This is a genomic window from Kribbella sp. NPDC050281 (assembly GCF_040655855.1).
In the GTDB taxonomy this organism is placed as follows: domain Bacteria; phylum Actinomycetota; class Actinomycetes; order Propionibacteriales; family Kribbellaceae; genus Kribbella.
The window spans coordinates 19,589-42,417 of sequence record NZ_JBFAKS010000047.1 but is presented as its reverse complement, the minus strand read 5'-3'; the positions used below and the strand labels follow the sequence as shown (position 1 = coordinate 42,417).

Annotated in this window: 23 protein-coding genes; 11 read left to right on the top strand and 12 right to left on the bottom strand. The window is 68.9% G+C overall.

The features are described from left to right. Window positions 1-50 precede the first annotated feature (50 nt). The 4 genes from AB0I34_RS37055 to AB0I34_RS37040 form a co-directional block, all read right to left on the bottom strand. On the bottom strand, window positions 51-1,103 hold the full coding sequence (locus AB0I34_RS37055) for an NlpC/P60 family protein (RefSeq protein ID WP_360454775.1): 1,053 nt from the start codon (window positions 1,101-1,103) through the stop codon (window positions 51-53). Window positions 1,104-1,319: 216 nt separating this feature from the next. After that, entirely contained in the window at window positions 1,320-1,559 is a 240-nt protein-coding gene (locus AB0I34_RS37050) for a hypothetical protein (protein ID WP_360454772.1), read from the bottom strand. Window positions 1,560-1,667: 108 nt separating this feature from the next. Further along, complete coding sequence (locus AB0I34_RS37045; RefSeq protein ID WP_360454770.1) at window positions 1,668-2,975, bottom strand: NYN domain-containing protein; 1,308 nt, start codon at window positions 2,973-2,975, stop codon at window positions 1,668-1,670. Then, complete coding sequence (locus AB0I34_RS37040; RefSeq protein WP_360454767.1) at window positions 2,968-3,090, bottom strand: hypothetical protein; 123 nt, start codon at window positions 3,088-3,090, stop codon at window positions 2,968-2,970. Before AB0I34_RS37040 ends, AB0I34_RS37045 begins: the two co-directional genes overlap by 8 nt. A 71-nt stretch (window positions 3,091-3,161) precedes the next feature. On the opposite strand from AB0I34_RS37040, the gene AB0I34_RS37035 reads away from it, so the two are divergent. Beyond that, on the top strand, window positions 3,162-4,958 hold the full coding sequence (locus tag AB0I34_RS37035; RefSeq protein WP_360454764.1) for a DEDD exonuclease domain-containing protein: 1,797 nt from the start codon (window positions 3,162-3,164) through the stop codon (window positions 4,956-4,958). Here AB0I34_RS37035 and AB0I34_RS37030 read toward each other — a convergent pair. After that, window positions 4,945-5,361 (bottom strand): hypothetical protein, encoded by a 417-nt coding sequence (locus AB0I34_RS37030; protein WP_360454872.1) that lies wholly within the window; start codon window positions 5,359-5,361, stop codon window positions 4,945-4,947. The genes AB0I34_RS37035 and AB0I34_RS37030 overlap by 14 nt on opposite strands. Window positions 5,362-5,499: 138 nt before the next feature. Here AB0I34_RS37030 and AB0I34_RS37025 point away from each other — a divergent pair, with 138 nt between their 5' ends. Beyond that, complete coding sequence (locus AB0I34_RS37025) at window positions 5,500-6,291, top strand: helix-turn-helix transcriptional regulator (protein ID WP_360454761.1); 792 nt, start codon at window positions 5,500-5,502, stop codon at window positions 6,289-6,291. A gap of 89 nt (window positions 6,292-6,380) precedes the next feature. Further along, window positions 6,381-6,668, top strand: a complete 288-nt coding sequence (locus tag AB0I34_RS37020) for an Lrp/AsnC ligand binding domain-containing protein (RefSeq protein ID WP_360454758.1) — start codon at window positions 6,381-6,383, stop codon at window positions 6,666-6,668. 962 nt (window positions 6,669-7,630) lie between these two features. On the opposite strand, the gene AB0I34_RS37015 is transcribed toward AB0I34_RS37020, so the two are convergent. Beyond that, on the bottom strand, window positions 7,631-8,803 hold the full coding sequence (locus tag AB0I34_RS37015; RefSeq protein WP_360454755.1) for a hypothetical protein: 1,173 nt from the start codon (window positions 8,801-8,803) through the stop codon (window positions 7,631-7,633). A 624-nt stretch (window positions 8,804-9,427) separates the two neighbouring features. On the opposite strand from AB0I34_RS37015, the gene AB0I34_RS37010 reads away from it, so the two are divergent. After that, complete coding sequence (locus AB0I34_RS37010) at window positions 9,428-10,132, top strand: PT domain-containing protein (RefSeq protein WP_360454753.1); 705 nt, start codon at window positions 9,428-9,430, stop codon at window positions 10,130-10,132. On the opposite strand, the gene AB0I34_RS37005 is transcribed toward AB0I34_RS37010, so the two are convergent. Continuing rightward, the gene (locus tag AB0I34_RS37005; protein WP_360454751.1) at window positions 10,108-10,449 is read right to left on the bottom strand and encodes a DUF4573 domain-containing protein; all 342 of its coding nucleotides are present in this window, start codon (window positions 10,447-10,449) and stop codon (window positions 10,108-10,110) included. The two genes, AB0I34_RS37010 and AB0I34_RS37005, sit on opposite strands and share 25 nt — an antisense overlap. Before the next feature lie 122 nt (window positions 10,450-10,571). Here AB0I34_RS37005 and AB0I34_RS37000 point away from each other — a divergent pair, with 122 nt between their 5' ends. Next, a complete protein-coding gene (locus tag AB0I34_RS37000) occupies window positions 10,572-12,434 on the top strand; it encodes a hypothetical protein (RefSeq protein ID WP_360454748.1) in 1,863 nt (620 codons plus the stop codon). A 61-nt stretch (window positions 12,435-12,495) separates the two neighbouring features. On the opposite strand, the gene trpD is transcribed toward AB0I34_RS37000, so the two are convergent. From trpD to AB0I34_RS36985, 3 genes are read right to left on the bottom strand one after another with little or no spacing between them, the layout of a single operon-like run. After that, window positions 12,496-13,536: an anthranilate phosphoribosyltransferase gene (gene trpD, locus AB0I34_RS36995; protein WP_360454745.1), complete on the bottom strand. Its 1,041-nt coding sequence runs from the start codon at window positions 13,534-13,536 to the stop codon at window positions 12,496-12,498. A gap of 6 nt (window positions 13,537-13,542) precedes the next feature. Beyond that, window positions 13,543-13,962: a hypothetical protein gene (locus AB0I34_RS36990; protein ID WP_360454742.1), complete on the bottom strand. Its 420-nt coding sequence runs from the start codon at window positions 13,960-13,962 to the stop codon at window positions 13,543-13,545. A 46-nt stretch (window positions 13,963-14,008) separates the two neighbouring features. Further along, window positions 14,009-14,926: a cytochrome c oxidase assembly protein gene (locus tag AB0I34_RS36985; RefSeq protein WP_360454740.1), complete on the bottom strand. Its 918-nt coding sequence runs from the start codon at window positions 14,924-14,926 to the stop codon at window positions 14,009-14,011. 82 nt (window positions 14,927-15,008) lie between these two features. Between AB0I34_RS36985 and AB0I34_RS36980 the strand changes: the two genes are divergently transcribed. Genes AB0I34_RS36980 through AB0I34_RS36965 form a run of 4 tightly spaced genes read left to right on the top strand, consistent with a single transcriptional unit; the run spans window position 15,009 to window position 19,247 of the window. Next, window positions 15,009-15,671, top strand: coding sequence for a heme-copper oxidase subunit III (locus AB0I34_RS36980; RefSeq protein WP_360454737.1), 663 nt, complete (start codon window positions 15,009-15,011; stop codon window positions 15,669-15,671). Then, a complete protein-coding gene (locus AB0I34_RS36975) occupies window positions 15,668-16,534 on the top strand; it encodes a cytochrome c (RefSeq protein WP_360454735.1) in 867 nt (288 codons plus the stop codon). Before AB0I34_RS36980 ends, AB0I34_RS36975 begins: the two co-directional genes overlap by 4 nt. Beyond that, window positions 16,531-17,583 (top strand): Rieske 2Fe-2S domain-containing protein, encoded by a 1,053-nt coding sequence (locus tag AB0I34_RS36970; protein WP_360454732.1) that lies wholly within the window; start codon window positions 16,531-16,533, stop codon window positions 17,581-17,583. The genes AB0I34_RS36975 and AB0I34_RS36970 overlap by 4 nt, the downstream gene beginning before the upstream one ends. A gap of 5 nt (window positions 17,584-17,588) precedes the next feature. Beyond that, complete coding sequence (locus AB0I34_RS36965; RefSeq protein ID WP_360454729.1) at window positions 17,589-19,247, top strand: cytochrome bc complex cytochrome b subunit; 1,659 nt, start codon at window positions 17,589-17,591, stop codon at window positions 19,245-19,247. Window positions 19,248-19,294: 47 nt separating this feature from the next. Here AB0I34_RS36965 and AB0I34_RS36960 read toward each other — a convergent pair whose 3' ends face one another. Continuing rightward, window positions 19,295-19,759, bottom strand: a complete 465-nt coding sequence (locus AB0I34_RS36960) for a MarR family transcriptional regulator (protein ID WP_360454726.1) — start codon at window positions 19,757-19,759, stop codon at window positions 19,295-19,297. Between the two features lie 40 nt (window positions 19,760-19,799). Here AB0I34_RS36960 and AB0I34_RS36955 point away from each other — a divergent pair, with 40 nt between their 5' ends. Both AB0I34_RS36955 and AB0I34_RS36950 read left to right on the top strand, forming a co-directional pair. Continuing rightward, complete coding sequence (locus AB0I34_RS36955) at window positions 19,800-20,603, top strand: alpha/beta fold hydrolase (protein ID WP_360454723.1); 804 nt, start codon at window positions 19,800-19,802, stop codon at window positions 20,601-20,603. Between the two features lie 207 nt (window positions 20,604-20,810). Further along, window positions 20,811-21,518, top strand: coding sequence for a hypothetical protein (locus AB0I34_RS36950; RefSeq protein WP_360454720.1), 708 nt, complete (start codon window positions 20,811-20,813; stop codon window positions 21,516-21,518). Here the strand turns inward: AB0I34_RS36950 and AB0I34_RS36945 are convergent. Continuing rightward, window positions 21,491-22,720: an Ig-like domain-containing protein gene (locus tag AB0I34_RS36945; RefSeq protein WP_360454718.1), complete on the bottom strand. Its 1,230-nt coding sequence runs from the start codon at window positions 22,718-22,720 to the stop codon at window positions 21,491-21,493. The two genes, AB0I34_RS36950 and AB0I34_RS36945, sit on opposite strands and share 28 nt — an antisense overlap. Window positions 22,721-22,829: the final 109 nt, after the last annotated feature.

The window sequence follows — 22,829 nt, the reverse complement described above, 5'->3', positions numbered from 1 at the left end:
CGGCTCCGGGGGAAGTGCCCCGGAGCCGAAGAGTATGTCAAGGGTGCAGGTCAGCCCGGACGGACTGCGGTGTTGTACGGCATCAGGTCGATCGGGTCGGTCTTCACCGGCTTGCCCGGGCGGCTCGCGTGCACGATCCGGCCGTTGCCGATGTACATCGCGACGTGGCTGATCGGCGAGTAGTAGAAGACCAGGTCGCCCGGCATCAGCTGGCTCTTGCTGACCCGGCGGCCCTCGCTCGCCTGCGCCTTCGAGGAGTGCGACAGCGAGACGCCGGCCTTGCCCCAGGCGTACATCATCAGGCCGGAGCAGTCGAAGGAGTCAGGCCCGTCGGCACCCCACACGTAGGAGTCTCCGAGCTGGGCCATCGCCGCCTTGACCGCCGTCCCGGCGCGGCCGCTGACCGGCACCGGAAGACTGTCGTCCATCCGGTCCTCGTCACGGCTCGGGCGCTCGTCCCGGGCGTCCTCGGCTTCCTTCTCGTTCTCCGCCTGGATCTTCGCCCGCTCCTCGTCGCTGAGCTTGTCGAGGACCTTCTCGGCGGCGTCCAGGTTGGTCTGGATCTGCTTCTTCAGCGTGTCCTGCTGGGTCTGCACGGCCTTCAGCGAGGCCAGCTCGGACTGCTCGCTGGCCTGCAGGTCGCCGAGCTTGCCCTGGGCCAGCTGGAACCGGCGGAGGGCCGAGTTCTGCTGGCCGGCGAACGCCTGCGCGGTGGAGGCCTGGCTGAGGAACTGGTCGGGGTTCGTCGACAGCAGCAACTGGGCCGTCGTCGTCATCCCGGACGTCTGGTACCCGGCGACCGCCAGGGAGCCGATCTGCCGCTTCACCGCGTCCACCTGGGCCTGCTGCTTCGCGATCCCGGCCTGCAGCGCCTTCACCCGGACGGACGAGGCGCTGATCTGCCCGCGCAGATCGTTGGCCGACTCACCGGCCTCCTCAGCCTTGTGCTGCAGCGTGGCGACCTGCTTCTTGGCCTGGTCCAGGGTGGGCTTCGGATCCGCGTCCGCTCCCGTCTGGATGAAGATCACGCCCGCAGCGACAGCCGTGCTGGTGATGGCGGCGAGGGCGATTCCCTTGGTGCGGTTGATGCGTCCGATGGACACAGCCCGGTCGGTCCCTTCCTCTGCTCGACGCCGTCCCCGTCGACCACGCCGGCCGCGGGTTTTCACCCACGTCCGCCGACGGGTCACTCCCTCGGCATTGCCGCTGCCCGGCCGGCCTGATCAGCCGGCACCCTGAGGCAACGAGACGTAACAGTAGTGACCGTTTCGTGACCAGTGCAATTCGCCCCTCGGGTTTGATCCAAAATTAACGAAGGATCATCCCGACCCAACGGCCGTTTCACCTTCTCCGTCAGGGGTCTGGGCAGCAGCGTCCGGCTCGATGCTGCTGACGGCGTGCACGAGGCGTAACGGCGGCACGAGCCCGGACTCGGCCAGCGCGTCCAGGGCGGCCCGCTCGTCGTCGTCGATCCGCAGGGTGCCGGACCGTTCGGACCGTTCGGGCGAGAAGCCCAGGACCACGGTGACCACACAGTCCTGGCAGCCCGGGCCCTTCATCACACAAGCGTCGCAGTCGATCAGCACAACGTCCTCCAAAGTGGGGAAGCACCCGGACTTGCATCCGGCTGAGAAGGACGCTAGAGAGCCCCGCCGACAGTTTGTGCGTCAGGCGCGGGCGATGCGCGAAATGAGACTGGTGGCGGAGAGTGAGCGCGCACCGAGCTTGATGATGCTTTCGGCAACTTCGCGATCGGTCGAGACGACAACGATCGGGCGTCCCGGCGGTTCGGCCCGGACCAGTTGCCGGATCACCTCATCCGCGATCACTCCGGCCGGGCTGAACCGCACGCGCACACCTCGCGGTGGGTTCAACTGGACCGGTCCGGACAGCTCGGCCCCGTCGAACACCACCGTCACTTCGATCCGGCGCTGCGCCACCAGCGCACCCAACGCCGTCACCAGCCGCTGACGCTGCGAATGCAGCGGTGAGTTCGGCCATGCGGTCTTCGTCACGTTGTAGCCGTCGATGATCAGATGCACCTGCGGCAACGCCAGCAGTTCGTCGAACAAGGCCGGATCGTCGTCCGGAGCCGTCCGCCCCATCGGAGCGGCCTCAGGCTCTGTCCCCGCGACTGTGTCGGCCGGTCTGAGGTCTCCCCCGGGCGGCAGCGCCAGTTCACGCCGCAGCCCACTCGCTGCCTCCAGCACCGTGTCCAGGAGCAGTCTGGTCCGCGTCGACGCCATTTCCCGTTCCTGTCCCGCCGTACGACGGGCCGCGTAGTCGACCGCTTCCAGTTCGGTGATGCGGGCGCGGAGCTTGCGCAGCTCACGCTCCACTTCGGCGCGGGCGGCGTCGACGCGTTCGTCGGCCGTCTCGGCTTCCGTGGTTCGCAGTTCGAGATCGCTCTGCAGGCCGCTGATCCGCTGCCGCGCCTCGTTCAGCTTGCGCCGGAGCGTGACGTTCTCGGCCTTGAGCTCGTTGACCTGTTCGCGGAGCCGTTCGCGGACCTGCCGCGTCTCGGTCCGAGCGTGGTCGAGCTGGTCGGACAGTCTGGTGACGGCTTCCTCGTCGGCGCGCGGCGACTCGACCGGGACCTGCGCGGCCGCGGCGATGTGCTGCTCCCAGTCGTCAGGACGCAGGAGGTACGCCAGCGCCGCGACCTCGACCGGGTCTGCGGCCGGCACCGGCACACCGTCTGCCACCGCATCGCCCAGCTCCGGGTGCTCCCGGCGTACCTGGAAGGCCGCGAGCCGGCGGAAGTGGTCGTCGGTCTCCAGGATCGGGCCGAGCACGGACGCCGACAGCTTCGCCCGTTTGGCCGGCGCGAAACTCGCGAACCGGCGCAGCGGTGCCGGGATGTCGGACGCGGGCAACTGGCCGAGAGCGTGCGCGGCGAGGGCAAGGACCCGTTGCCGGACCGGTTCGGGCAAGGAGGTAGCGGCGGAGCTCGCGGCGGTGCCTGTCTCAGTCACCGGTCCGCAGTCCGGCCCGGACGATGGCCCGGCGGCACGAAGACCGCGGCCAGTGATGCAGACCACAACGGCCCGGCGCCTCGGCCGGTTTCGCGGTGATCGCCTGTGTACGCATACAGAGAGCGTAGTCGACTCTCTCGCGTGTCACCTGCGGAATTGTCGGTGGGGGCTCTTAGCGTCTTGGACATGACCAGCCCAGTGCGCGCGCCGGAACCGGAACCGCTGATGCCGATCCGTGGCGTCCAGCCGAGTTTCGACGACCTGGGTACGCCGCTGCGCGACATCACGTTCTGCATCGTCGACCTGGAGACCACCGGTGGCGCGCCGGGCGAATCCGGGATCACCGAGATCGGCGCGGTGAAGGTGCGTGGCGGCGAGGTGCTGGGCGAGTTCCAGACGCTGGTGAACCCGGCCGATCCGATCCCGCCGTTCATCGCCGTGCTGACCGGTATCACGAACCTGATGGTTGCCTCGTCACCCCGGATCGATTCGGTGCTGCCGGCGTTCCTCGAGTTCGCCAGGGGCTGCGTGATGGTGGCGCACAACGCGCCGTTCGACATGGGCTTCCTCAAGCACGACAGCCTCGTGCACGGGTACGACTGGCCCGATTTCGCCGTCGTTGACACGGCACTGCTCGCGCGCCGGGTGATCACCCCCGACGAGGCTCCGAACTGCAAGCTCGGCACGTTGGCCAAGCTGTTCCGCGCGACCACGGCGCCCAACCACCGCGCGTTGTCGGATGCCCGCGCGACAGTCGACGTACTGCACGGGCTGTTCGAACGTGTCGGCTCGCTGGGCGTGCAGACGCTGGAGGACCTGCAGACGTTCTCGTCCCGCGTCGCGCCGGCCGTGCGAGCCAAGCGCCATCTGTCCGAAACGTTGCCCCACGCACCGGGTGTGTACCTGTTCACCGACGACCGCGGCGAAGTGCTGTACGTCGGCAAGTCGAAGGACCTGCGGAACCGGGTGCGGTCGTACTTCACCGCGTCCGAGACCCGCACCAGGATCGGCGAGATGATCGGCATCGCGACCGGCGTCCGCGGGATCGAGTGCGGGACGTCGCTCGAGGCGGAGATTCGCGAACTGCGGCTGATCGCGGAGCACAAGCCGCGGTACAACCGCAGGTCGAAGTTCCCGGAGCGGCAACACTGGCTGAAGGTCACTGTCGAACCGTTTCCGCGACTGTCGCTGGTGAAACAGGTGCGTGACGACGACGCCGGCTATCTCGGGCCGTTCAGCTCGCGGAAGACGGCCGAGCGGGCGATGGCGGCGCTGCACGAGGCGTTCCCGATCCGGCAGTGCACGGCGCGGATGTCGCGCACGCCACAGCTGTCTCCGTGTGTGCTGGCGGAGATGGGCCGCTGCGTGGCGCCGTGCGACGGGCGGATCTCCGCCGATTCGTACGGCGAATTCGTGACGGCGCTGCGGACGGCGCTGACCGCGGACCCGACGCCGGTGGTCGAGGCGCTGGACCGGCGGATCGACCTGCTGTCGGCGGACGAACGGTTCGAGGACGCCGCCGTACAGCGGGATCGGTTGAGTGCGTTCGTGCGGAGTTCGGCGCGGATGCAGCGGATGGCGTCGGTGACCGGCTGCGCGGAGATCTGCGCGGCCCGGCGTACTGACGACGGCGGCTGGGAGTTCCACGTGATCCGCCGCGGCCGGCTCGCGGCCGCCGGGATCAGCCCGCGGGGCACGGATCCCCGCAAGTACCTCGACATGCTCCGGGCGTCTGCCGAGACGGTGCTTCCGGGTATCGGCCCGGTCGCCTCGGCTTCGCCCGAGGAGATCGACCTCGTGCTCCGCTGGCTGGACCAGCCCGGCATTCGCCTGGTCGAGATGGACGGCACCTGGACCTGCCCCATCTCCGGCGCCGCCCGCCACCTGACCCGCCTCGACAACTCACATTCCGATCAACACCAACACCCCACTGAGCGCCGCCGCCGAATGCGCCCGGTCGGCCCCGCGCTCACGCCTCGATGAACTGATAATCCTTCTGGATCCGGCCGTCCGCGCCGAGCACCAACAGATCGATGCCCACGGCAAGCACGTCTCCCCCGCCGGCCGGCACCATCTCCCAGCGCAGCTTCACCATGTCGCTCAGTGCCGCGGCCTCACCCCGCCGCCGGAACACGAACTCCCCCGGCGCCACGAACTCGTCGTACGCCCGCGTCACCCGTCGGCTCAGCGCATCATGACCGCGAGCCTCCAAGGCCGCGACCACCCCGATCTCCGCCGCCCGCGTCACCATCTCCTCCGGCGGCTCGAGCAGGTGCACACCGTCCTCGGTCCACAGCTCTTCGACCGCCTTCCGGCGTACGCCGGGATCGGGCTCGTTCCACACCGCGACGTACCGATCGGCCAGTTCCTCGGCCGGGTTCTTCACATCGGACAAGACATTCCTCCTCGCGACCAGGCGACCGGCGGCCGCCCTTGCTATGACCTTGCCGAGGAGCCCAGCCGCGAACAATTCCCTGCCAGGTATCGCGCCGGAACTGTCGGTGCCATCGGCTAGACAGGACGCGTGCTGATCTCCACCAGTCCTTCCCAGCTGTCCGCCGGCCTCCGCCGCTGGCGGACGCGCCGACGAGTCAGCCAGCTGGAGCTCGCCGTACGCGCCGGCACCACCCAACGCCACGTCAGCTTCATCGAGAGCGGCCGCTCGATCCCCGGCCGCGAGATGGTCATCCGGCTCGCCGAATCGCTCCAACTCCCGTTGCGCGACCGCAACGCGTTGCTGCTGGCCGGCGGGTACGCCCCTGCGTACGACGAGACGCCGTACGACGGAGCGGGCCTCGGCGCGATCCGGACGGCGCTGACCGAGATCCTCGAGGGCCACCGCCCGTACCCAGCGGTCGCCGTCGACCGGCGCGGCGACCTGGTGCTCGCGAACCGGACCTTCCACGTCCTCACGGCCGGGATCTCGGATGGCCTGCTGAGCCCGCCGACCAACATCCCGCGCCTGCTCCTCCACCCCGACGGCCTCGCTCCTCGGATCCTCAACTTCCCCGAGTGGTCGTGGCATGTCATCGACGCTCTGACGCGCGAGGCCGTGCAGAACCCAGCTCCCCAGTCCGATGCCCTCATCGAGGAACTCACCGGGCTGATCCCGCCTCGGCCAGACCTCACCCCGGACCACCTCGGGTTCGCCGTACCGCTGCACCTTCGATCCGCGCAGGGCGACCTGCGCCTCATCACGACCCTCACCCGCTTCGGCACGGCTCTTGACGTCACCCTGTCCGAGCTGCGCATGGAGGCTTTCCTTCCCGCCGATCCCTCGACCGCCGCTGCCCTCCGGCGTCTGGATCCGGTCTGATCCCGTTTCGTCGTCGTGCTGGCAGCGGGTCAGGGGTGGGCCGCACTATGCTTCAGCGGGTTGGGATGTGAGCTCGAGGAGAGGACGGCATGGTCACCGCGATCGTGTTCATCAAGGCCGACGTCGCACGGATCCCGGAGGTCGCCGAGCAGGTGGCGGCGATCGAGGGTGTCAGCGAGGTGTACTCCGTCACCGGCGGGCTCGACCTGATCGCGATGGTCCGGGTCGCCCACCATGACGACCTCGCCACCGTCATCCCGGACCACGTCAACCGCGTGCCCGGCGTCGTCAGCACGGAGACCCACATCGCGTTCCGGGCGTACTCCTCGCACGACCTCGAGGCAGCCTTCAGCCTCGGCGAAGAGGACGGCAGCTGACCCAGTAAAACGACCGTTCCATTGACACGCGGCGAAGTTACCGTGACTTCATGAGCACCCCTCCCGCAGGCTGGTACCCGGACCCCACCGGCCAGCCCAACACCGTCCGCTGGTGGAACGGGACGCAATGGACCAACCGCACCGAACACGAAGGCCTCCCCGACCACCCCGCCGAAACCAACCCGGCACCGGCGGTCGGCGGGACGAGTTCGGCACCGGCCGCGCGCGAGTCCACCGCCAACCCCGCACAGCCTGCGGGCGAGGCACCAACTGTCAACGAGCCGGCTGACCACACGCCACCCGTCGAGCAGCACACGCCACAAGCCAACCTGGATCCAGCAGATCGCACCCGCGCCACCTGGAACCCCCAGCTCGTCACGCCCACGACCCCAGACCAGTGGGCACCCCACAACCCGCAGGACCCCTCACAAGACCACCCCAACATCCAAACCCTCAAGCCGCAGAACCCGGCGAACCAGCCCGACGAGAACGCGGACCAACCCAACGCCGAGCACGACGCTTCCGGACAGCCGCCCGACTGGGCTACCCACCAGGCCAGCCAAACCTGGGGAGTCCAACAAGCCGACGCCAACGAAGCCCAGCGCCTCTGGGGCGTCCAGCAACCCCCCACCTCGGACGGCAACCAGAACCCCGGCGCCCCCACCCACGAGCCGGCTCCGCCCGACCCACCCGACGCGCAGCCGTCGCGCCAGGCGACCGCGAAAGAGACAGCCGCTGAGAGATGGGGCGAAACCCCACAGATCACCGGCCGCACCTCAACCGGCAACACGAACACCAACCCGTCGGTTCAGCAGCCCCCAGCGACCGACCCGCGCGCCGCGCAGACCGGTGACGAGGGCCATACCAACGCTGACCCTCGCGGCAGTGCACAGCCGACAGCGAGCGCACCTCCGACAAGCGGCGGACAGGCAACCGCCGACGCCGAGCCGACAGGCGCCGGATCAACAACCCAGCACGCGACCAGCGACGACCCCCAGCTGGAGAACAGCAACCCGTGGGTTCGTGCGGCCGGCACCGACAGCAACCAGCCGAACGCCGGTCCACGCGGGCGGACGACCAGTGACGACGACTCGACCGGCACAGGCGAGGCGGGCGACCAGACCGGGGCTGGTGCACAGCCAACGGCCGCCGAGACTTCGGGCGCTCGTGCGGGACAGGCAGCCGACGGGACCTCGAGCAGTCGTCCGGAACCGGCAGCCGACGATCGGCAGCACACGAACGTTGTGCCGCTGGGCGTAGCGCGACCTGGGAACGCGACGACGGATCCCGGCGACCCGGCGGGCGCGGACGACCCGCGCACCAGCGCTGGCCCATCGGCTGGCGACGTACAGCAACAACCGGGCGACGGTGATCCGGCGACTGCCAGGCCGTGGGGTGGTGAAAAGACCGAGAACGGCGAGCAGTCTCCGCCCCACCACCCACCACCAACAACGCAACAACCACCTGATCGCCACCATCAGCCACACCTCACCCCAACCAGCCCACTCCCCGGAAACAAGTCGTCCCCCAGCGGCGATCTCTTTCCGGAAACCGCAACGGATAACGCAGCCCCCAACAGAGAGCAGGCGGCTGGTGGGTCGCGGGGCGGACAGCCGACCGGCGACGCGGCCTGGGAACGCGGGGAGCAGCCGGACGACAGCGGCACGCCGAGCAGCACTGTGGCGTGGGAACGGGGACAGCAGGCCGGTGGCCAGGCGAACGCCGGGCCGGCGAGTGGCGGCGAGGCGACCGGTGGTGACGGCCGGGGCGGTGGAACGCAGGCCGGCGGTCAGGCCGCGGCGTGGGCTGGTGAGCGGCGGGCCGGTGGTGGCCAGGGCAAGGTCGGGCCTGCGAGTGGCGGCGAAGCCACCGGTGCTGACGGCCGGGGTGGTGGAACCCAGGCCGGCGGTCAGGCCGCGGCGTGGGCTGGTGAGCAGCGGGCCGGTGGTGGCCAGGCCAAGGCCGGGCCGGCGAGTGGCGGCGAGGCGACCGGTGGTGACGGCCGGAGTGGTGGAACGCAGGCCGGCGGTCAGGCCGCGGCGTGGGCTGGTGAGCAGCGGACCGGCGGTGGTCAGGGGGACGCCGGTGCATGGGGTGGCGGCGGGCAGGCGGGTGGTGGCGGTTCGGGTCGTCAACCGCAGGCCGATAACCAGGCTGGAGCCGGTGCTGACGGCTGGGGTCGTGGATCGCAGGCCGGCGAGCAGGCGGTTGCTGGAACGCGGGGTCGCGGGCAGGCGGGTGGTAGGTCGACTACGAGTGGCGAGCCGGCGGCGAGCGGTGGGTCGGCGGCGGGTGGCGAGCCGGCGGCGAGTGGTGGGTCGGTGACTACTGGGCCGTGGGGTCGTACGCCGGCGGGTGACGGGGAGCTGGGGGCTAGTGGCGGGCAGGCGTGGGGTGGGCAGGCTGCTGGCGCGGGTTGGGGGCGGCGGGAGCAAGAGGGTGCTGACGCCGGGGCGGCTGGTGGTCGGGCATGGGGTGGCGGCGGGCAGGCGGCGGGTGATGCCTGGGGTGGGGGCGGACAGGCGGGCGGTGACGCCCCGGGTGGGCAGCACAGTGGGGCTGACGGATGGGGCCGTCAGCAACAGGGTGGTGGAGCTGATGGGTGGGGCCGGCGGCAGCGTGGAGCTGACGGATCGGCTGGTGGGCAGCAGGGTGGGGCTGGTGGGTGGAGTGAGGGGCAGAGTTGGGGGGTTCGGGCTGGGGGTGGGGCTCGTGGGGGGAAGGGGAAGTCTGGTGGGGCTGGGGGCAGGGTTTGGTTGATGGTGGGCGGGGCTGTGGCGTGCGTGATGTTGGTGATCGCTGGGTTCTTCGTGATCACTTCGGGGAACGACGAGGAGGCGGGGCCGGAGAACCAGCCGACCAGTCAGCCGACCGGCGAGCCGAGTGCGAGTCAGCCGACGGGTCAGCCGAGCGCCTCGGGGACAACTACGCCAGGGCAGTCGAAGAATCCGAAGTTGCATGAGGGTGAGCGGATCTCGTCGGACGCGATCTCGTTCCCGCGCCGGAGTTCGCCGTGGTCGGACCGGAAGCGGCTCGTCGCGCAACTGCAGAACTCCAGCGGCCAGTACATGCTCCTGCAGGAGAACTTCGACGGCCAGAACGACTGGTACGCCGACATCTTCGTCGGCGCGCTGGGTACCACCTCGGGCTTCAACGGCGACCCGAAGGCGACTGCGGCGTGGCTGTCGCGCGAGGTGCAGACGTCGATGTACGGCGGCGTACCGGTCACGTTCAAGACCGCCCGGAGCGGTGCGGTGACGCGGTCCGGCAAGTCGGGGTGGTTCATCCAGCAGACGGTGACCGCGAAGTCGACGCAGTTGACCGCCCGGGTGCTTACGCTAACGGTGGCCGTCTTCGACCTCGGTGACGGAACCGCCGTCGCGTACATCAGCGACATACCGATCAACCGGCCGGATCTGAGGACCGCCGAGAGCCAGGCCTACAAGGGAATCAACGTTGGCTGAGAACGAAGACCAGACCCCGCAACCACCCCAGCGCCCTCCGGCGCGGCACAGCGCACCACCGCAACCGCCCGCCGGGTACAACCGGCTGGACGGCGACCCGCGCGATCCCTCGTCGAGGGATCCGCTCCGGCCGTACGACGCGGGTGAGTCGCTCGGGCAGTCCGGGGCGAGTGGGTCGCTCGGGCAGTCCGGGGCAGGTGGGTCGCTCGGGCAGTCCGGGGCGGGTGGGTCTCTTGGGCAGTCCGGGGCGGGTGGATCGCTTGGGCAGTCTGGAGCGGGTGACTCGTTGTCCGGTACGTCGCCTGCGCCGCCCGCACCGGACGCGTGGTTCACGTCCGCACCGCCGTCGGCCGCGGACCGGCGTCGCTCGGTTCCGGATCCGCTGGATCATGAGCCGCTGAGTGGGTCGTCCGGTGGGCTGGGTGGGTCGTCTGATCCGTTGTTCGGTCAGTCCCCGGCTCCGGCGCCGCCACCTCCTCCCCCGCCGCCACGTTCGTCCAGTACGTCGCACGGACAGCCGCCGGCACAGCAGTACAGCCAGCCGCAACAGCCCAGTCAGCAGTACGGCGGGCAGTCGCAGGCGCGGCAGCACGGCGGGCAGCCGCAGGCGCAGCACTACGGCGGACAGCCGCAGAGCCGGCCGAACAGCGGACAGTTGGCGGCCGGGCAGCGGACTCAGCGGGGTGCTAACCAGCAGCCGGGGTATCAGCAGTCCCAGCAGCCGGGCCGGCCGCAGCACGCGGCTCAGCCGCCGGCCTCACCTCAGCAAGGTCAGCAGCCATACGGCGCTCAGCCGCAACGGCCGGCGGCCGCACCGCCGGGACCGACGCAGCAGCCGGGTCAACCGACATACGGACAGCCGCCACAGGCTCAGCACTCCGGGCAGCCCCCGGTGCAGCCGCCGCACGCGCAGCCCCCGGTGCAGCCGCCGCACGCGCAGCGCCCGGGGCAGCAGGCATACGGGCAGCAGCAACAGGCACAGCACTCGGGGCAGGGCCCGGTGCAGCCGCCGCAAGCGCAGCACCCAGGGCAGCACGGGTACGGGCAGCAGCCGGGGCAGCAGGGGCACGGAGCGGCCGCGCAGGGTCCTGGGCGTCCGGGTCCGGGCCAGCACGCCGGGCAGGCGTCCGACGGACAGCAGCCCGGGCAGGCACCGTTCGGACAGCAGCCCGGGCAGGCACACGGGCAGGCACCGTTCGGACAGCAGCCCGGGCAGGCACACGGGCAGGCACCGTTCGGACAGCAGCCCGGGCAGGCACACGGGCAGGCACCGTTCGGACAGCAGCCCGGGCAGGCACACGGGCAGGCACCGTATGGACAGCAGCCCGGGCAGGCATATGGGCAGCACTCGGGGCACGCGTCCTACGGGCAACCGGGGTCGGGCCAGCACGCGGGACAGCCGTCGCACGGACAGCAGCCCGGACAGGCGAATGGGCAGCAGCCCGGGCAATCGCCGTACGGGCAGCACGCAGGACAGGCGCCGTACGGGCAGAAGGGCTCTGGCTCGGAGGGTGGCGACGAGGAGTATGGGATCACGACCGCGCGGCGCCGGCGGAGTCGTGGCAAGGCGTCGCTGGATACGGCTGCCAGGGCTCGGCTGATCGGGGCTCTGGTGCTGGTGGTCGCCGCCCTGGCGACGACCGGGCTCAGCGTCGGCTGGATCTGGACCAAGGCGGACGCAGTCACCCCGGTCGCCTTGCCGACAGGGATCTCGAAGCCGTTGCAAACGGTGTCCCCGTCCGTGAAGCCGTCGGAGACGCCACCACCGATCGGCAAGGTGCTAGGGACCGAACTGGTTGCCGCCAACAACGACACGATGCCGATCATGAGCGCGGCCTGGCAGAACCAGGACGCGCAGCGTTCCGGTGTGCACGGCGGCGCCGCGATCTTCTTCGTCGTCCACAAGGACTACACCGGCCAGAAGGGGGTCGACTGGGGCAACTATGTCTCGTTCGGCCAGCTCGCCCCGGACATCAAGTTCAGTACGACGCCGGCCGGCCTGAAGCAGGCCGCGGTCCAGGCGGGTACGCGGGCGATCGTCGGCCTGTACTCGAAGGACGCGAAGCTGTCCGGCACCACGCACAAGGCGATCACGATCAACGGCCACAAGGGACACGAGATCACCACCAAGGTGGCGGTCAGCGTGCCCAAGCTGAAGGAGACGTTCTCCACGATCATGATCGTCGTGATCGACCGCGGCGACGGGACCGCGATGGTGTCGATCGCCGACATCGCAGGCAGCACCCCGGCCTGGCAGCAGATCTGGCGCAACAAGGTCAAGCAGATCAAGATCAACGGCTAGTCGGCAGACGATAAGCAGAAAGGCCGGCCGGGGAGCTCCCGGCCGGCCTGAGCCAGATCAGTCAGCGCACCTCGGCACAGGCCGCGATCCACCGATCCAGAGTCTCCTTCGCCGCACCCGAGTCGATCGCCTCGGCGGCCCGGTCCATCCCGGCCCGGATCCGCGCGGTGATCGGACCCTCGGTCGGCTCGTACGCCGCCAGTGCGGCACCCGCGTTCAGCAGTACGACGTCCCGCACCGCCCCCGGTTCGCCCTCGAGCAGCGCCCGCACAACCTTCGCGTTGAACGCCGCATCCGCGCCTCGCAGCGCCTCCGCGGTCACCGGCTCGATCCCCAACTCCCGCGGGTCGACCGTGAACGGCCCTTCGACCGTTCCTCCACCGACGATCCACACCTGCGACGTGGTCCGGGTGGTCAACTCGTCCAGCCCGTCATCACCGTGGAACACCAACGCGTCGATCCCCCGTCGCGCAAGCACCCCGGCCATCAGCCCGGCGATCCGCGCGTCCCCGACCCCGACAGCCTGCGCGGACGGATCACCCGGGTTCGCCAGCGGACCGAGGAAGTTGAACGTCGTCGGTACGCCGAGCTCCCGCCGAGGTACGGCGGCATGCCGCAGCGCCGGGTGGAACGCGGGCGCGAAGCAAAACGTGATCCCGGCCCGCTCCCCCACCTCCGCCACCTGCGCCGCGGTGAGGTCGAGCGGAATCCCGAGCTCTTCGAGTACGTCGGCCGCACCGCAAGCCGATGAGGCCGCCCGGTTGCCGTGCTTGACCACCTTCGCGCCGGCGCCCGCGGCAACGATCGCCGACATCGTGCTGATGTTCACGGTGTGGGCTTGGTCACCACCGGTGCCGACCACGTCCAGGGTCCGGCCCGGGACCGAGACCCGGGTGGCGAAGTCGCGCATCGTCGCGACCAGGCCCTCCACCTCGGACACTGTCTCGCCCTTGGACCGCAGCGCGATCACGAACCCCGCGAGCTGGGCCGGCGACGCCGCGCCGGACAGGATCTGCTCCATCGCCCACGCGGTGGCGGACGCCTCCAGGTCCTCGCGCCGCAGCAGCGGATTGAGCACCTGGGGCCAGGTGTAGGCAGGCATAGTGCGTCAGGCGGTGGTGGCGGGGAGAGTGGCCAGCCGCTGCCGGAGCAGGTCCGCGGTGACCTCGGCCATCCGCACCGGGTCGATCGGGTGCGAGACCGCGCCCTCGGCCCGCGACCAGGTCGCCAGCCAGGCGTCCTGCGGACGACCGGTGATGACGAGGACCGGCGGGCACTGGAAGATCTCGTCCTTCAGCTGCCGGGCAATGCCCATGCCGCCGGCCGGAACCGCTTCACCGTCCAGGATGGCCAGGTCGATCCCGCCCTTGTCCATGGACTTGATCACGGCCGGCTCGGTCGCACACTCGACGTACTCGAGCTCGGGCAGATCTGCGGCGGGCCGCTTGCCCAACGCCAGCCGGACGGACTCCCGCGTCGTGCGGTCGTCGCTGTAGACCAGCACCTTCAGCGGACGCTCTGAACTCATCGATCCATCCCAAGCTGTGTTCTAAGAAGACTGGACACGGCGAATGCTACCGGGGTGCCTGTCCGGCCCTGCGAGCCTGTTCCTCCAACCGGTCCAGCCGGCGGTCCTCGCGGCGGGCTTCGCGCTGCGACTCACGCACCCATTGGACGAACAGCACGGCGAAGAACACCACCCCGACGAGGTCGCCGGACCCCCAGAGCAGGCCGCCGGCGATGTACTGATCGTGCAGCGGTGACGGCGGCCAGGACCGGCCGAAGCTGGTGTACCAGTCCTCGGCGATCAGCTTGTTCGCGGACATGATCGTGATGCCGAGGAAGGCGTGGAACGGCAGCGTGAGGAACACCAGCATCAGCCGGAACGGGTAGATCACCCGGCCGGGTACCGGGTCGAGGCCCAGCAGCGGCCAGAAGAACAGCGAACCGACCAGGATGAAGTGCAGATGGAGCAGGTCGTGCAACACGGCCGAATGCAGCGTGGCGTCGTACCAGCCGCTGAAGTACAGCGCCCACGGGCTCAGCACGAACAGAGCGAAGCCGATCAGCGGGAAGCAGAGCACCTTCGCGAACCGCGAGTGCAACACGGAGAGCAACCATTTCCGCGGACGCCGCGGCAGGGTCCGCAGGGCCAGCGTGATCGGCGCACCGAGTGCGAGCATCAGCGGCGTCAGCATCGACAGGATCATGTGCTGGGCCATGTGCACGCTGAGCAGCACCGTGTCATAGGTGCCGAGCGCCGACTGGGTGGCGATCACAGCACTTCCCAGACCCAGTCCGACGAAGGCGAAAGTGCGCCACCGGGACCACTTGTCGCCTCGTTTGTGCAGCCGGTGGACGCCGTACAGGTAGAGCGCGCCGAGGGCAATGATCACGCCGAGTAACACCGGCTCGAAGGTCCAGCCCGTCAGCAACCGGAGCGCGGTGAACGGCTCGATCTGGTCGCCGGGCCCGGCGTGGAGAGGAAGCACGGTTCCACAGTAAGAACAACGAGTTGACGACATGCATGGGGGTGGTCGTGGCAGTCGATCCCTGGAACGACATAATGACCGCGTGGCCACTGCAACCGCGCTCCCAGCGTCTCGTGAACACGGACACCACGACCGTCCCAGCATGGTCAGTGTCGGCACGATCGTCTGGCTCTCGAGCGAGCTGATGTTCTTCGCCGCCTTGTTCGCGGCCTACTTCACCATCCGGTCAGTCACGACCGCTGCCGCCGCTCCGGGTACGGAGACGCTGTGGCAGACGTCCACCGAGCTGCTGAACGTCCCGTTCGCCTCGGTGAACACGTTCGTCCTGGTCGCGTCGTCGTTCACCTGCCAGGCGGGTGTGTTCGCCGCCGAGCACGGCAAGGTGGGCCGGTCCGGCGCACTGGCGAACATCCGGTCCTGGGGTATGCGTGAGTGGTTCATCCTCACGTACGTGATGGGCGCGATCTTCATCGCCGGCCAGGTGACGGAGTACGCCAAGCTGGTCCACGAGGGCCTGACGATCTCGTCGTCGCCGTACGGGTCGGTCTTCTACCTGGCCACCGGGTTCCACGGTCTGCACGTGACCGGTGGCCTCATCGCCTTCGTGTTCGTCCTCGCCAGGACGTACATGGCTCGAAAGTTCACCCACGAACAGGCCGTCTCGGCGATCGTCGTGTCGTACTACTGGCACTTCGTCGACGTGGTCTGGATCGCCCTGTTCGCGACCATCTACCTGCTCAAATGAGTGAGAAGAGACCTTCCTTGTCACCGGCGCGTTTTCTCTCCGCGCGACGACGGCACCGGTCCGCCGGCCTCGTCGTGCTTCTTTTCGGCCTCCTGGCAGTGGGCTCGGCGTACGCCGCGTTCGCCCCTGACGACGCGGTGGCGGACAACTCGGCCCAGTCCCAGCAGATCGAAGAGGGCAAGAAGCTCTTCGCGGTCGGCTGCGCCAGCTGCCACGGCCTGAACGCCGAGGGTGGCGGGAACGGCGAGGGCAAGATGGCCGGACCGTCGCTGATCGGGGTCGGCGCGGCCGCCGTCGACTTCCAGGTCGGCACCGGCCGGATGCCCGCCATGCAGCCCGGCGCCCAGGTGCCGCGCAAGACGCCGTCGTACACGCAGGAGGAGATCGAGGCCCTGGCCGCGTACGTCGCCTCACTCGCCCCAGGCCCGGCGGTTCCGGCCCAGGAGTCGTACGACATCAGCAAGGCCACCGACGAGCAGATCACCCGCGGTGGCGAGCTGTTCCGGACCAACTGCACGGCATGCCACAACTTCGCCGGCCGCGGTGGCGCACTGCCGAACGGCAAGTACGCGCCGTCACTGATGAACGTCGACCCGAAGCACATCTACGAAGCGATGCTCACCGGTCCGCAGCAGATGCCGGTCTTCTCCGACCAGGTGATGCAGCCGGAGGACAAGCGGGACATCATCGCGTACCTGAACGCGCTTCAGCAGCAGAAGGACCCGGGTGGGTTCGGCCTCGGCCGGCTCGGCCCGGTCTCGGAGGGTCTGTGGGGCTGGCTGGTCGGTATCGGCCTGCTGGTCTGTGTAGCGGTGTGGATCGGCGCCAAGGGCGCCAAGGCCAAGGGAGCGAAGGCCGAATGAGTCACGACGACAACCTTCCGGCCGTGAAGGCGGACGAAGAGCACAGTCAGGTGCAGGTGGCGGAGCCGATCCCGGACCCGGGAATCGAGCCGCACGAGTACCGGATCACCGACATCGACCCGAAGGCGGCCGACCGGGTCGAGCGCCAGGTCTCGGCGATGTTCACCCTGGCTGGTCTGCTCGCCCTCGGGTCCTGCGTGGCGTACTTCGCCATCCCGCGCGACGCCAACCTCGTGTTCGGGCCGCTGTCCGGCAACGCCAACAACATGGTCATCGGCCTGTGCATCGGCCTGGCCCTGTTCCTGCTCGGCGCCGGCGCGATCCAGTGGGCCAAGAAGCTGATGGTCGACGAGGAGATCGCCGAGGACCGGCACCCGGCCCACTCCTCGCCGGAGCAGATCGCCGACATCTCCGACGCGTTCCAGCAGGGTGTGGCGGAATCCGGCTTCACCCGGCGCAAGCTGATCCGCCGCGGGCTGTTGACCGGACTGGGCCTGCTCGGCCTGCCGGCGATCATCTTGCTGCGTGACCTCGGTCCGCTGCCGGGCCGCGCGCTCTACAGCACGATCTGGGCGAAGGGCATCCGCGTCGTCAACGACGTCACCGACCGCCCGATCAAGCCGTCCGACATGATCGTCGGCCAGCTGGTCAACGCCGCACCGGCAAACCTGGCCGCGTTGGAGGAGGAGAGCCCGGTCCAGTACCAGAACTCCAAGGCGAAGTCCGCGGTGATCGTGGTCCGGATCAAGCCCAGCGAGATCCAGACGCCTCCCGGCCGGGAGAACTGGGGTGTCGACGGCATCCTGTGCTACTCGAAGATCTGCACCCACGTCGGTTGCCCGATCTCCCTGTACGAGCAGACCACCCACCACGTGCTCTGCCCGTGCCACCAGTCGACGTTCGACCTGGCCGACGGCGCCAAGGTCATTTTCGGACCTGCGGCCCGCCCGCTGCCTCAGCTACCGTTGGCAGTGGACGCAGAGGGCTACCTGGTCGCGCAGAGCGACTTCACCGAGCCGGTCGGCCCGAGCTTCTTCGAACGAGGGTGACAGCAATGTCAAAGACAGAGTTCCCACCACCGGTCAAGTATCTCGACGACCGCCTCGGGATCGCGAAGATCGGCCGGAAGAACCTGCGCAAGGTCTTCCCGGACCACTGGTCCTTCATGCTCGGCGAGATCGCGCTGTACAGCTTCATCATCCTGATCCTCACCGGCATCTTCCTGACCTTCTGGTTCAAGCCGTCGATGGGCGACGTCGAGTACCAGGGTTCGTACAGCCTGCTCAAGGGCCTGCACATGTCCGAGGCCTACGCCTCGACGCTGGACATCACCTTCGACGTCCGCGGCGGCCTGCTGATGCGGCAGATCCACCACTGGGCGGCGGTCCTGTTCATCGCCGCGATGATGGTGCACCTGCTCCGTATCTTCTTCACCGGCGCGTTCCGCAAGCCGCGTGAGCTGAACTGGGTGATCGGCTTCACCATGCTGTTCCTCGGCATCATCGAGGGCTTCATCGGCTACGGCCTCCCCGACGACCTGCTGTCCGGCACCGGTCTACGCATCACCCAGGGGATGATCGGGGCCTCCCCGATCATCGGGACGTACCTGAACTTCTTCATCTTCGGTGGCGAGTTCCCGGGTGACGAATTCGTCTCCCGCTTCTTCACCATCCACGTGCTGCTGATTCCGGGGTTGATCCTTGCCCTGGTCACAGTCCACCTGTTCCTGGTCGTGTACCACAAGCACACGCAGTACGCCGGGCCCGGCCGGACCGAGAAGAACGTGGTCGGCTACCCGCTGTTCCCGGTGTACACCGCCAAGGCCGGCGGCTTCTTCTTCGTCGTGTTCGGCATCACCGCGCTGATGGGCGCGCTGCTGCAGATCAACCCGGTCTGGTTGTACGGCCCGTACAACCCCGCGGAGGTGACGGCGGGATCCCAGCCGGACTGGTACATGGGCTGGCTGGAAGGCTCGGTCCGTATCATGCCCGGATTCGAGTCACACTTCTGGGGCATCACGCTCAGCTGGAACCTGATCATCCCGGCCCTGCTGATACCTCCTGCCTTCGTCACTTTGGTCGCGCTCTATCCGTTCATCGAAAGCTGGATCACCGGTGACAAGCGCGAGCACCACCTGCTCGACCGGCCGCGGAACATGCCCACCCGGACCGGTATCGGTGCGGCGTTCATCACCTTCTACGCGCTGCTGTGGATCGGTGGCGGTAACGACCTGATCGCCACCCACTTCGGATTGTCGCTGAACAACGTCACCTGGTTCCTCCGGTTCGCGGTGTTCATCGGCCCGGTGCTCGCCTTCTGGGTGACCCGGCGGGTCGCGATCTCGCTGCAGCGTGCGGACAACGACCGGCTGATGCACGGTCTGGAGACCGGTGTGATCGTCCGCTCCCCCGAGGGCAAGTACACGGAGAAGCACGAGCCGATCTCGAACTACGAGGCGTACAGCCTCACGGCGCACGACCGGGTCGTGCCGCTCGACATCGGTCCGGAGACCGACGACAACGGCGTCCGCGCCCCGCGCCGGGCCCTGAACAAGCTCCGTGCCCGGCTGTCGCGCTTCTACTACGCCGACGCGATCCAGAAGCCGACGACGCACGAGTTGGAGGCGGCTCACGAGCACGCTCACGACGCGGACGAGATCCACGACCTCAGCGAGACCGAGACGTATCGCGAAGTCACCAGCGACCGCTCCTGATCGCAGCAGCACCCGAAGGCCCCGGCGTCTCGCCGGGGCCTTTTGGTTTATTCGAGAGCGTCAGCGACCGTGGTCAGGTAGTCGCTGACGACCGACCTGTCGCGCTGGTCCAGCTGCTCGGTGATGCCGATCAGGCGCTCGAGGAGCGGCCCGAAGAACCGCCAGCCGAGGTCGACAGCCGTCTCGGACACCTGCAGGCGAGCGCTGCGGCCGTCCGAGCGGCTTCTGAGGCGTTCGACGTGCCCGGCAGCCTCCAGGCGGTGGATGACCGCCGTCGTCGCCTGAGAGGTCATTCCGAGCTGCTGGGCCAGCCATCCCGGAGTCGCCTCCACTCCGGCCCGCTCGGCGTCCAGTAGCCGCGTGAGCGCCCGTACGTCGGTCGCGTGCAAACCGGTCGCGCGGGCGAACTCCCCGACTGCCAGCTCGAGCCGCAATGCGACCTCCCGCAGCCGGTGCACCAGCTCCAGCGCCGCTGCCCGCTCCGGGTCGGCCGGCTTCACTCCTTCACGCATGCCCGACAACTTACCTCACTCAGTGAGCTATTCTCGCGTCATGACCTTCCAGGACGCGTACGACGCTCTCCTCCGCCGCTGGGGTGTCCCGGTGGAACACCTCGACCTCGCCGGCACACACGTGAACGCGTGCGGCCCGTCCGACGCCCCTCCCCTGGTCCTGCTCGCCGGCCACGGCGCCACGTCAGCGGTCTGGTTCACCGTCGCGCCCCGGCTTGCGGAGCAGTACCGCGTCTATGCTCTCGACCTCCCCGGCGACGCGGGCCGCAGCACGGCGACTCCACCGCGCACGGTGGACGACCTGATGGCCTGGCTGACCGGCGTACTGGATGCGTTGGAGATCCGGCAGGCTGCGCTGTGCGGGCACTCCTACGGCACCCGGATCGCACTCACGTACGCCCTCCGGAACCCGGCGCGGGTCAACAGGCTCGCGCTGATCGACCCGACCGACTGCTTCACCGGCCTCAAGCCGAGGTACGTCGCCAGAGCACTCCCCTCGCTCCTCAGGCCCAGCCCCGCCCGCACGGAGTCGTTCCTGCGTTGGGAGACGCAAGGCCTGCCCGTCGACCCGGATTGGTTGCACCTAGCCGGCCTGGCCGCTGTCGAGCCCACCACCCGACCGGTCCTGCCGCGCAGGCCCGACGTCCAGCAACTCCAGACCGAGACCCTGGTCGTCGTCGCGGACCGCAGCAAGGCCCACAACCCCGACCAAGTCGCCCAACGAGCGAGTGCCGCCGGGGCGACCGTCGTACGAATCAAGACCGCCACCCACCACTCCCTGCCAGCCCTGCACGCCAACGAAGTGCTCGCCGCATTGCTACGAGCAGGCTCGAAAGGTTTGTAGCTTCCGCTAGCGTGACACACCGCGACCGCTGCGGCCTATACCGGAACGGTTGATCATGATCGTATGGCGAAGCCGAGGTGCAGAGCAGCAACCGACGACGGGAGTCCCTGTCGGAATAAGGTGAAGGTCGACGGGATGCGCTGCCATCTCAAGGCTCACCGTGGGCAGCCGGCAGTGCCACGAGGGCAACGCGCAAGCAAGCGGACTGTGAGCTCGACCAAGGCGCGGTCGGCGAGGCCTTCGCGGAGTGCGGCCCGGTCCACACCGCGTCGCCGAGGCGCCAACCGGCGTTCGACCGGGCGGTCCCCGAAGGGCGGACGCCCGCGACGGACCCATGCGGTCGGATCTCTCACGGAACCACAACGCGCCAAGGTCGAAGCGGCCGCAGAGTTCTGTGCCGCTGCCCTCACTGAAAGCTGGCGCGAGGCCGTCGCCGAGCGCGCCTGCGACTATGTCACCGGGTCGACATTCCGGAAGCTACTGCGGCGCCGCCGGCGACGGCACTGCCGGTTCCTCGCGGACATCGCGGAGGCGATCCTCGCCGGGAAGAAGAAGGTCCACGACATCGTCGGCGGGGTCGGAGCCGGGATTATGTCGCTGCTCGGCGGTGGTCGCATCGAGCAGCGGTTCGTCCGTGAGCTCGCCAGCCGGCTTCCGCTGCCGGGAGATGCGAAGCTCGTCGCGACGGCTCGAGGCGTTCAGGTCGCCGGAATCCTCCTGTGCGTTCTCAACGGCGACGAACTGAGCCGCTGTCAGTGCTTCGTCGATCTTGCCCTCGAGCAGGCCAAGTCCACCGTGAAACGAATGCTCGTCTCAGCCATGGAGGACTGGACCGTGCTCGAAAACTTCCCGTCGAAGGCGCTGGCGACAGTCCCCAGAGGCGGACCTCAGGACAGGGCTGAGCCGGCCTTGTAGTTGGCCCAGGTGGTGTTCCAGTCGGTCCAGCCGTTGCCTGGCTCCATGCGGCGGGTGGTGCCGGTGACGATGACCGGGTCGCCGCGGAGGGTCTGAGCGAAGTACCACTGGGCGTCCTTGAGGCTCATACCGACGCAGCCGTGGCTGACGTTGGCGCTGCCCTGGCTGCCGGCGGACCACGGCGCGCCGTGGATGAACTCGCCGGAGCTGGTCACTCGCTGGGCCCACTTCACGTTGCTGATGTTGTAGTACTCCGGGTCGCCCGGCTTGATGCCGACCGTCGCGGCGTCCATCCGCTTGGTGGTGAACTTCTCCATGATCACCTTCACCCCGCTGCGGGTGGTGAAGCCGTCCTTGCCGGCGGTGATCGGGATGGTCCGGGCCGGCTTGCCGTTGATCGTCACGACCATCGAGTGCCTCGTGACGTTGACGTTGCTGACGACCGACTTGCCGATGCTGAAGGCAATCGTCCGGCTGGCCGTCCCCCACGTGTTGCTGCCCGCGTTGACGCCCTGGGTGGCGATGCCGACGGTCACCCTGGTGCCGGCCGGCCAGTAGTTCATCGGCCGGTAGTTGACCTGCTTGCTGTTCACCCAGTGCCAGCTGCCGGTGACCGGGACCGAGGTCTTCACCGACAGGCGCTTCTCGACCGCGGCGCGGTCCTTGACCGGGTTGTTCCAGTAGATCTGGATCGGCATCGCGACGCCGACGGTCTCGCCGTTCAGCGGGGCGACCGAGGCCTTCAGACTCCTCGCCGCCTTCAGCGTCTTGAACGTCGAGCTGATCGGGACCGTGGCGCCGTCGGTGCCTTCGGCCGTGCCGCTCAGCTTGTACGACGCGCCCGGCTTGAGCTGCGGTGTGGAGGTCCACTTGGTCCGGTCGGTGTTGAAGCTGCCGGTCACCTTGTCGCCGTCGTCGTCCTTGAGGGTGATCGCCTTCAGGCTGCCGACGGTGGTGCTCACGGTCACCGGCTGATCCGGCTTGACCGAGGCCGCGCCCTTGGCCGGGACAACCGAAATGCTCGCTGCGGCCGGGTTCTCCGACGGGCTGGACGAGGTGCCCGGGCTGCTCGACGCACCCGGCGTACCACCGCTCTGTGTGGCCCCCGCCGACGGCGATCCGCCCGCCTCGGTGTCGCTGCACGCGGTGCCGACCAGCAGCATCGCGCAGATCCCCACCACGGCAAGGCCGTGTTTCCTCACCGAACCGCTCACCATTCCCCAGCTCTCCCCTGTTTGCACCAACCGCCGCAAGGGTAACCCGTAGTACCGGAATACCCGCGCAAGCAACACCGCCACCACAGTGGTACGG

Bases quoted from the DNA above. Each gene is read 5' to 3' on its own strand.
- AB0I34_RS36965 (WP_360454729.1), top strand. From the start codon at position 17,589: ATGTCAAAGACAGAGTTCCCACCACCGGTCAAGTATCTCGACGACCGC.
- AB0I34_RS37035 (WP_360454764.1), top strand. From the start codon at position 3,162: ATGACCAGCCCAGTGCGCGCGCCGGAACCGGAACCGCTGATGCCGATC.
- AB0I34_RS36955 (WP_360454723.1), top strand. From the start codon at position 19,800: ATGACCTTCCAGGACGCGTACGACGCTCTCCTCCGCCGCTGGGGTGTC.
- AB0I34_RS36970 (WP_360454732.1), top strand. From the start codon at position 16,531: ATGAGTCACGACGACAACCTTCCGGCCGTGAAGGCGGACGAAGAGCAC.
- AB0I34_RS37040 (WP_360454767.1), bottom strand. From the start codon at position 3,090: ATGCGTACACAGGCGATCACCGCGAAACCGGCCGAGGCGCCGGGCCGT.
- AB0I34_RS36960 (WP_360454726.1), bottom strand. From the start codon at position 19,759: ATGCGTGAAGGAGTGAAGCCGGCCGACCCGGAGCGGGCAGCGGCGCTG.
- AB0I34_RS37020 (WP_360454758.1), top strand. From the start codon at position 6,381: ATGGTCACCGCGATCGTGTTCATCAAGGCCGACGTCGCACGGATCCCG.
- AB0I34_RS36975 (WP_360454735.1), top strand. From the start codon at position 15,668: ATGAGTGAGAAGAGACCTTCCTTGTCACCGGCGCGTTTTCTCTCCGCG.
- AB0I34_RS36990 (WP_360454742.1), bottom strand. From the start codon at position 13,962: ATGAGTTCAGAGCGTCCGCTGAAGGTGCTGGTCTACAGCGACGACCGC.
- AB0I34_RS37010 (WP_360454753.1), top strand. From the start codon at position 9,428: ATGGTGGGCGGGGCTGTGGCGTGCGTGATGTTGGTGATCGCTGGGTTC.
- AB0I34_RS37050 (WP_360454772.1), bottom strand. From the start codon at position 1,559: ATGAAGGGCCCGGGCTGCCAGGACTGTGTGGTCACCGTGGTCCTGGGC.
- trpD (WP_360454745.1), bottom strand. From the start codon at position 13,536: ATGCCTGCCTACACCTGGCCCCAGGTGCTCAATCCGCTGCTGCGGCGC.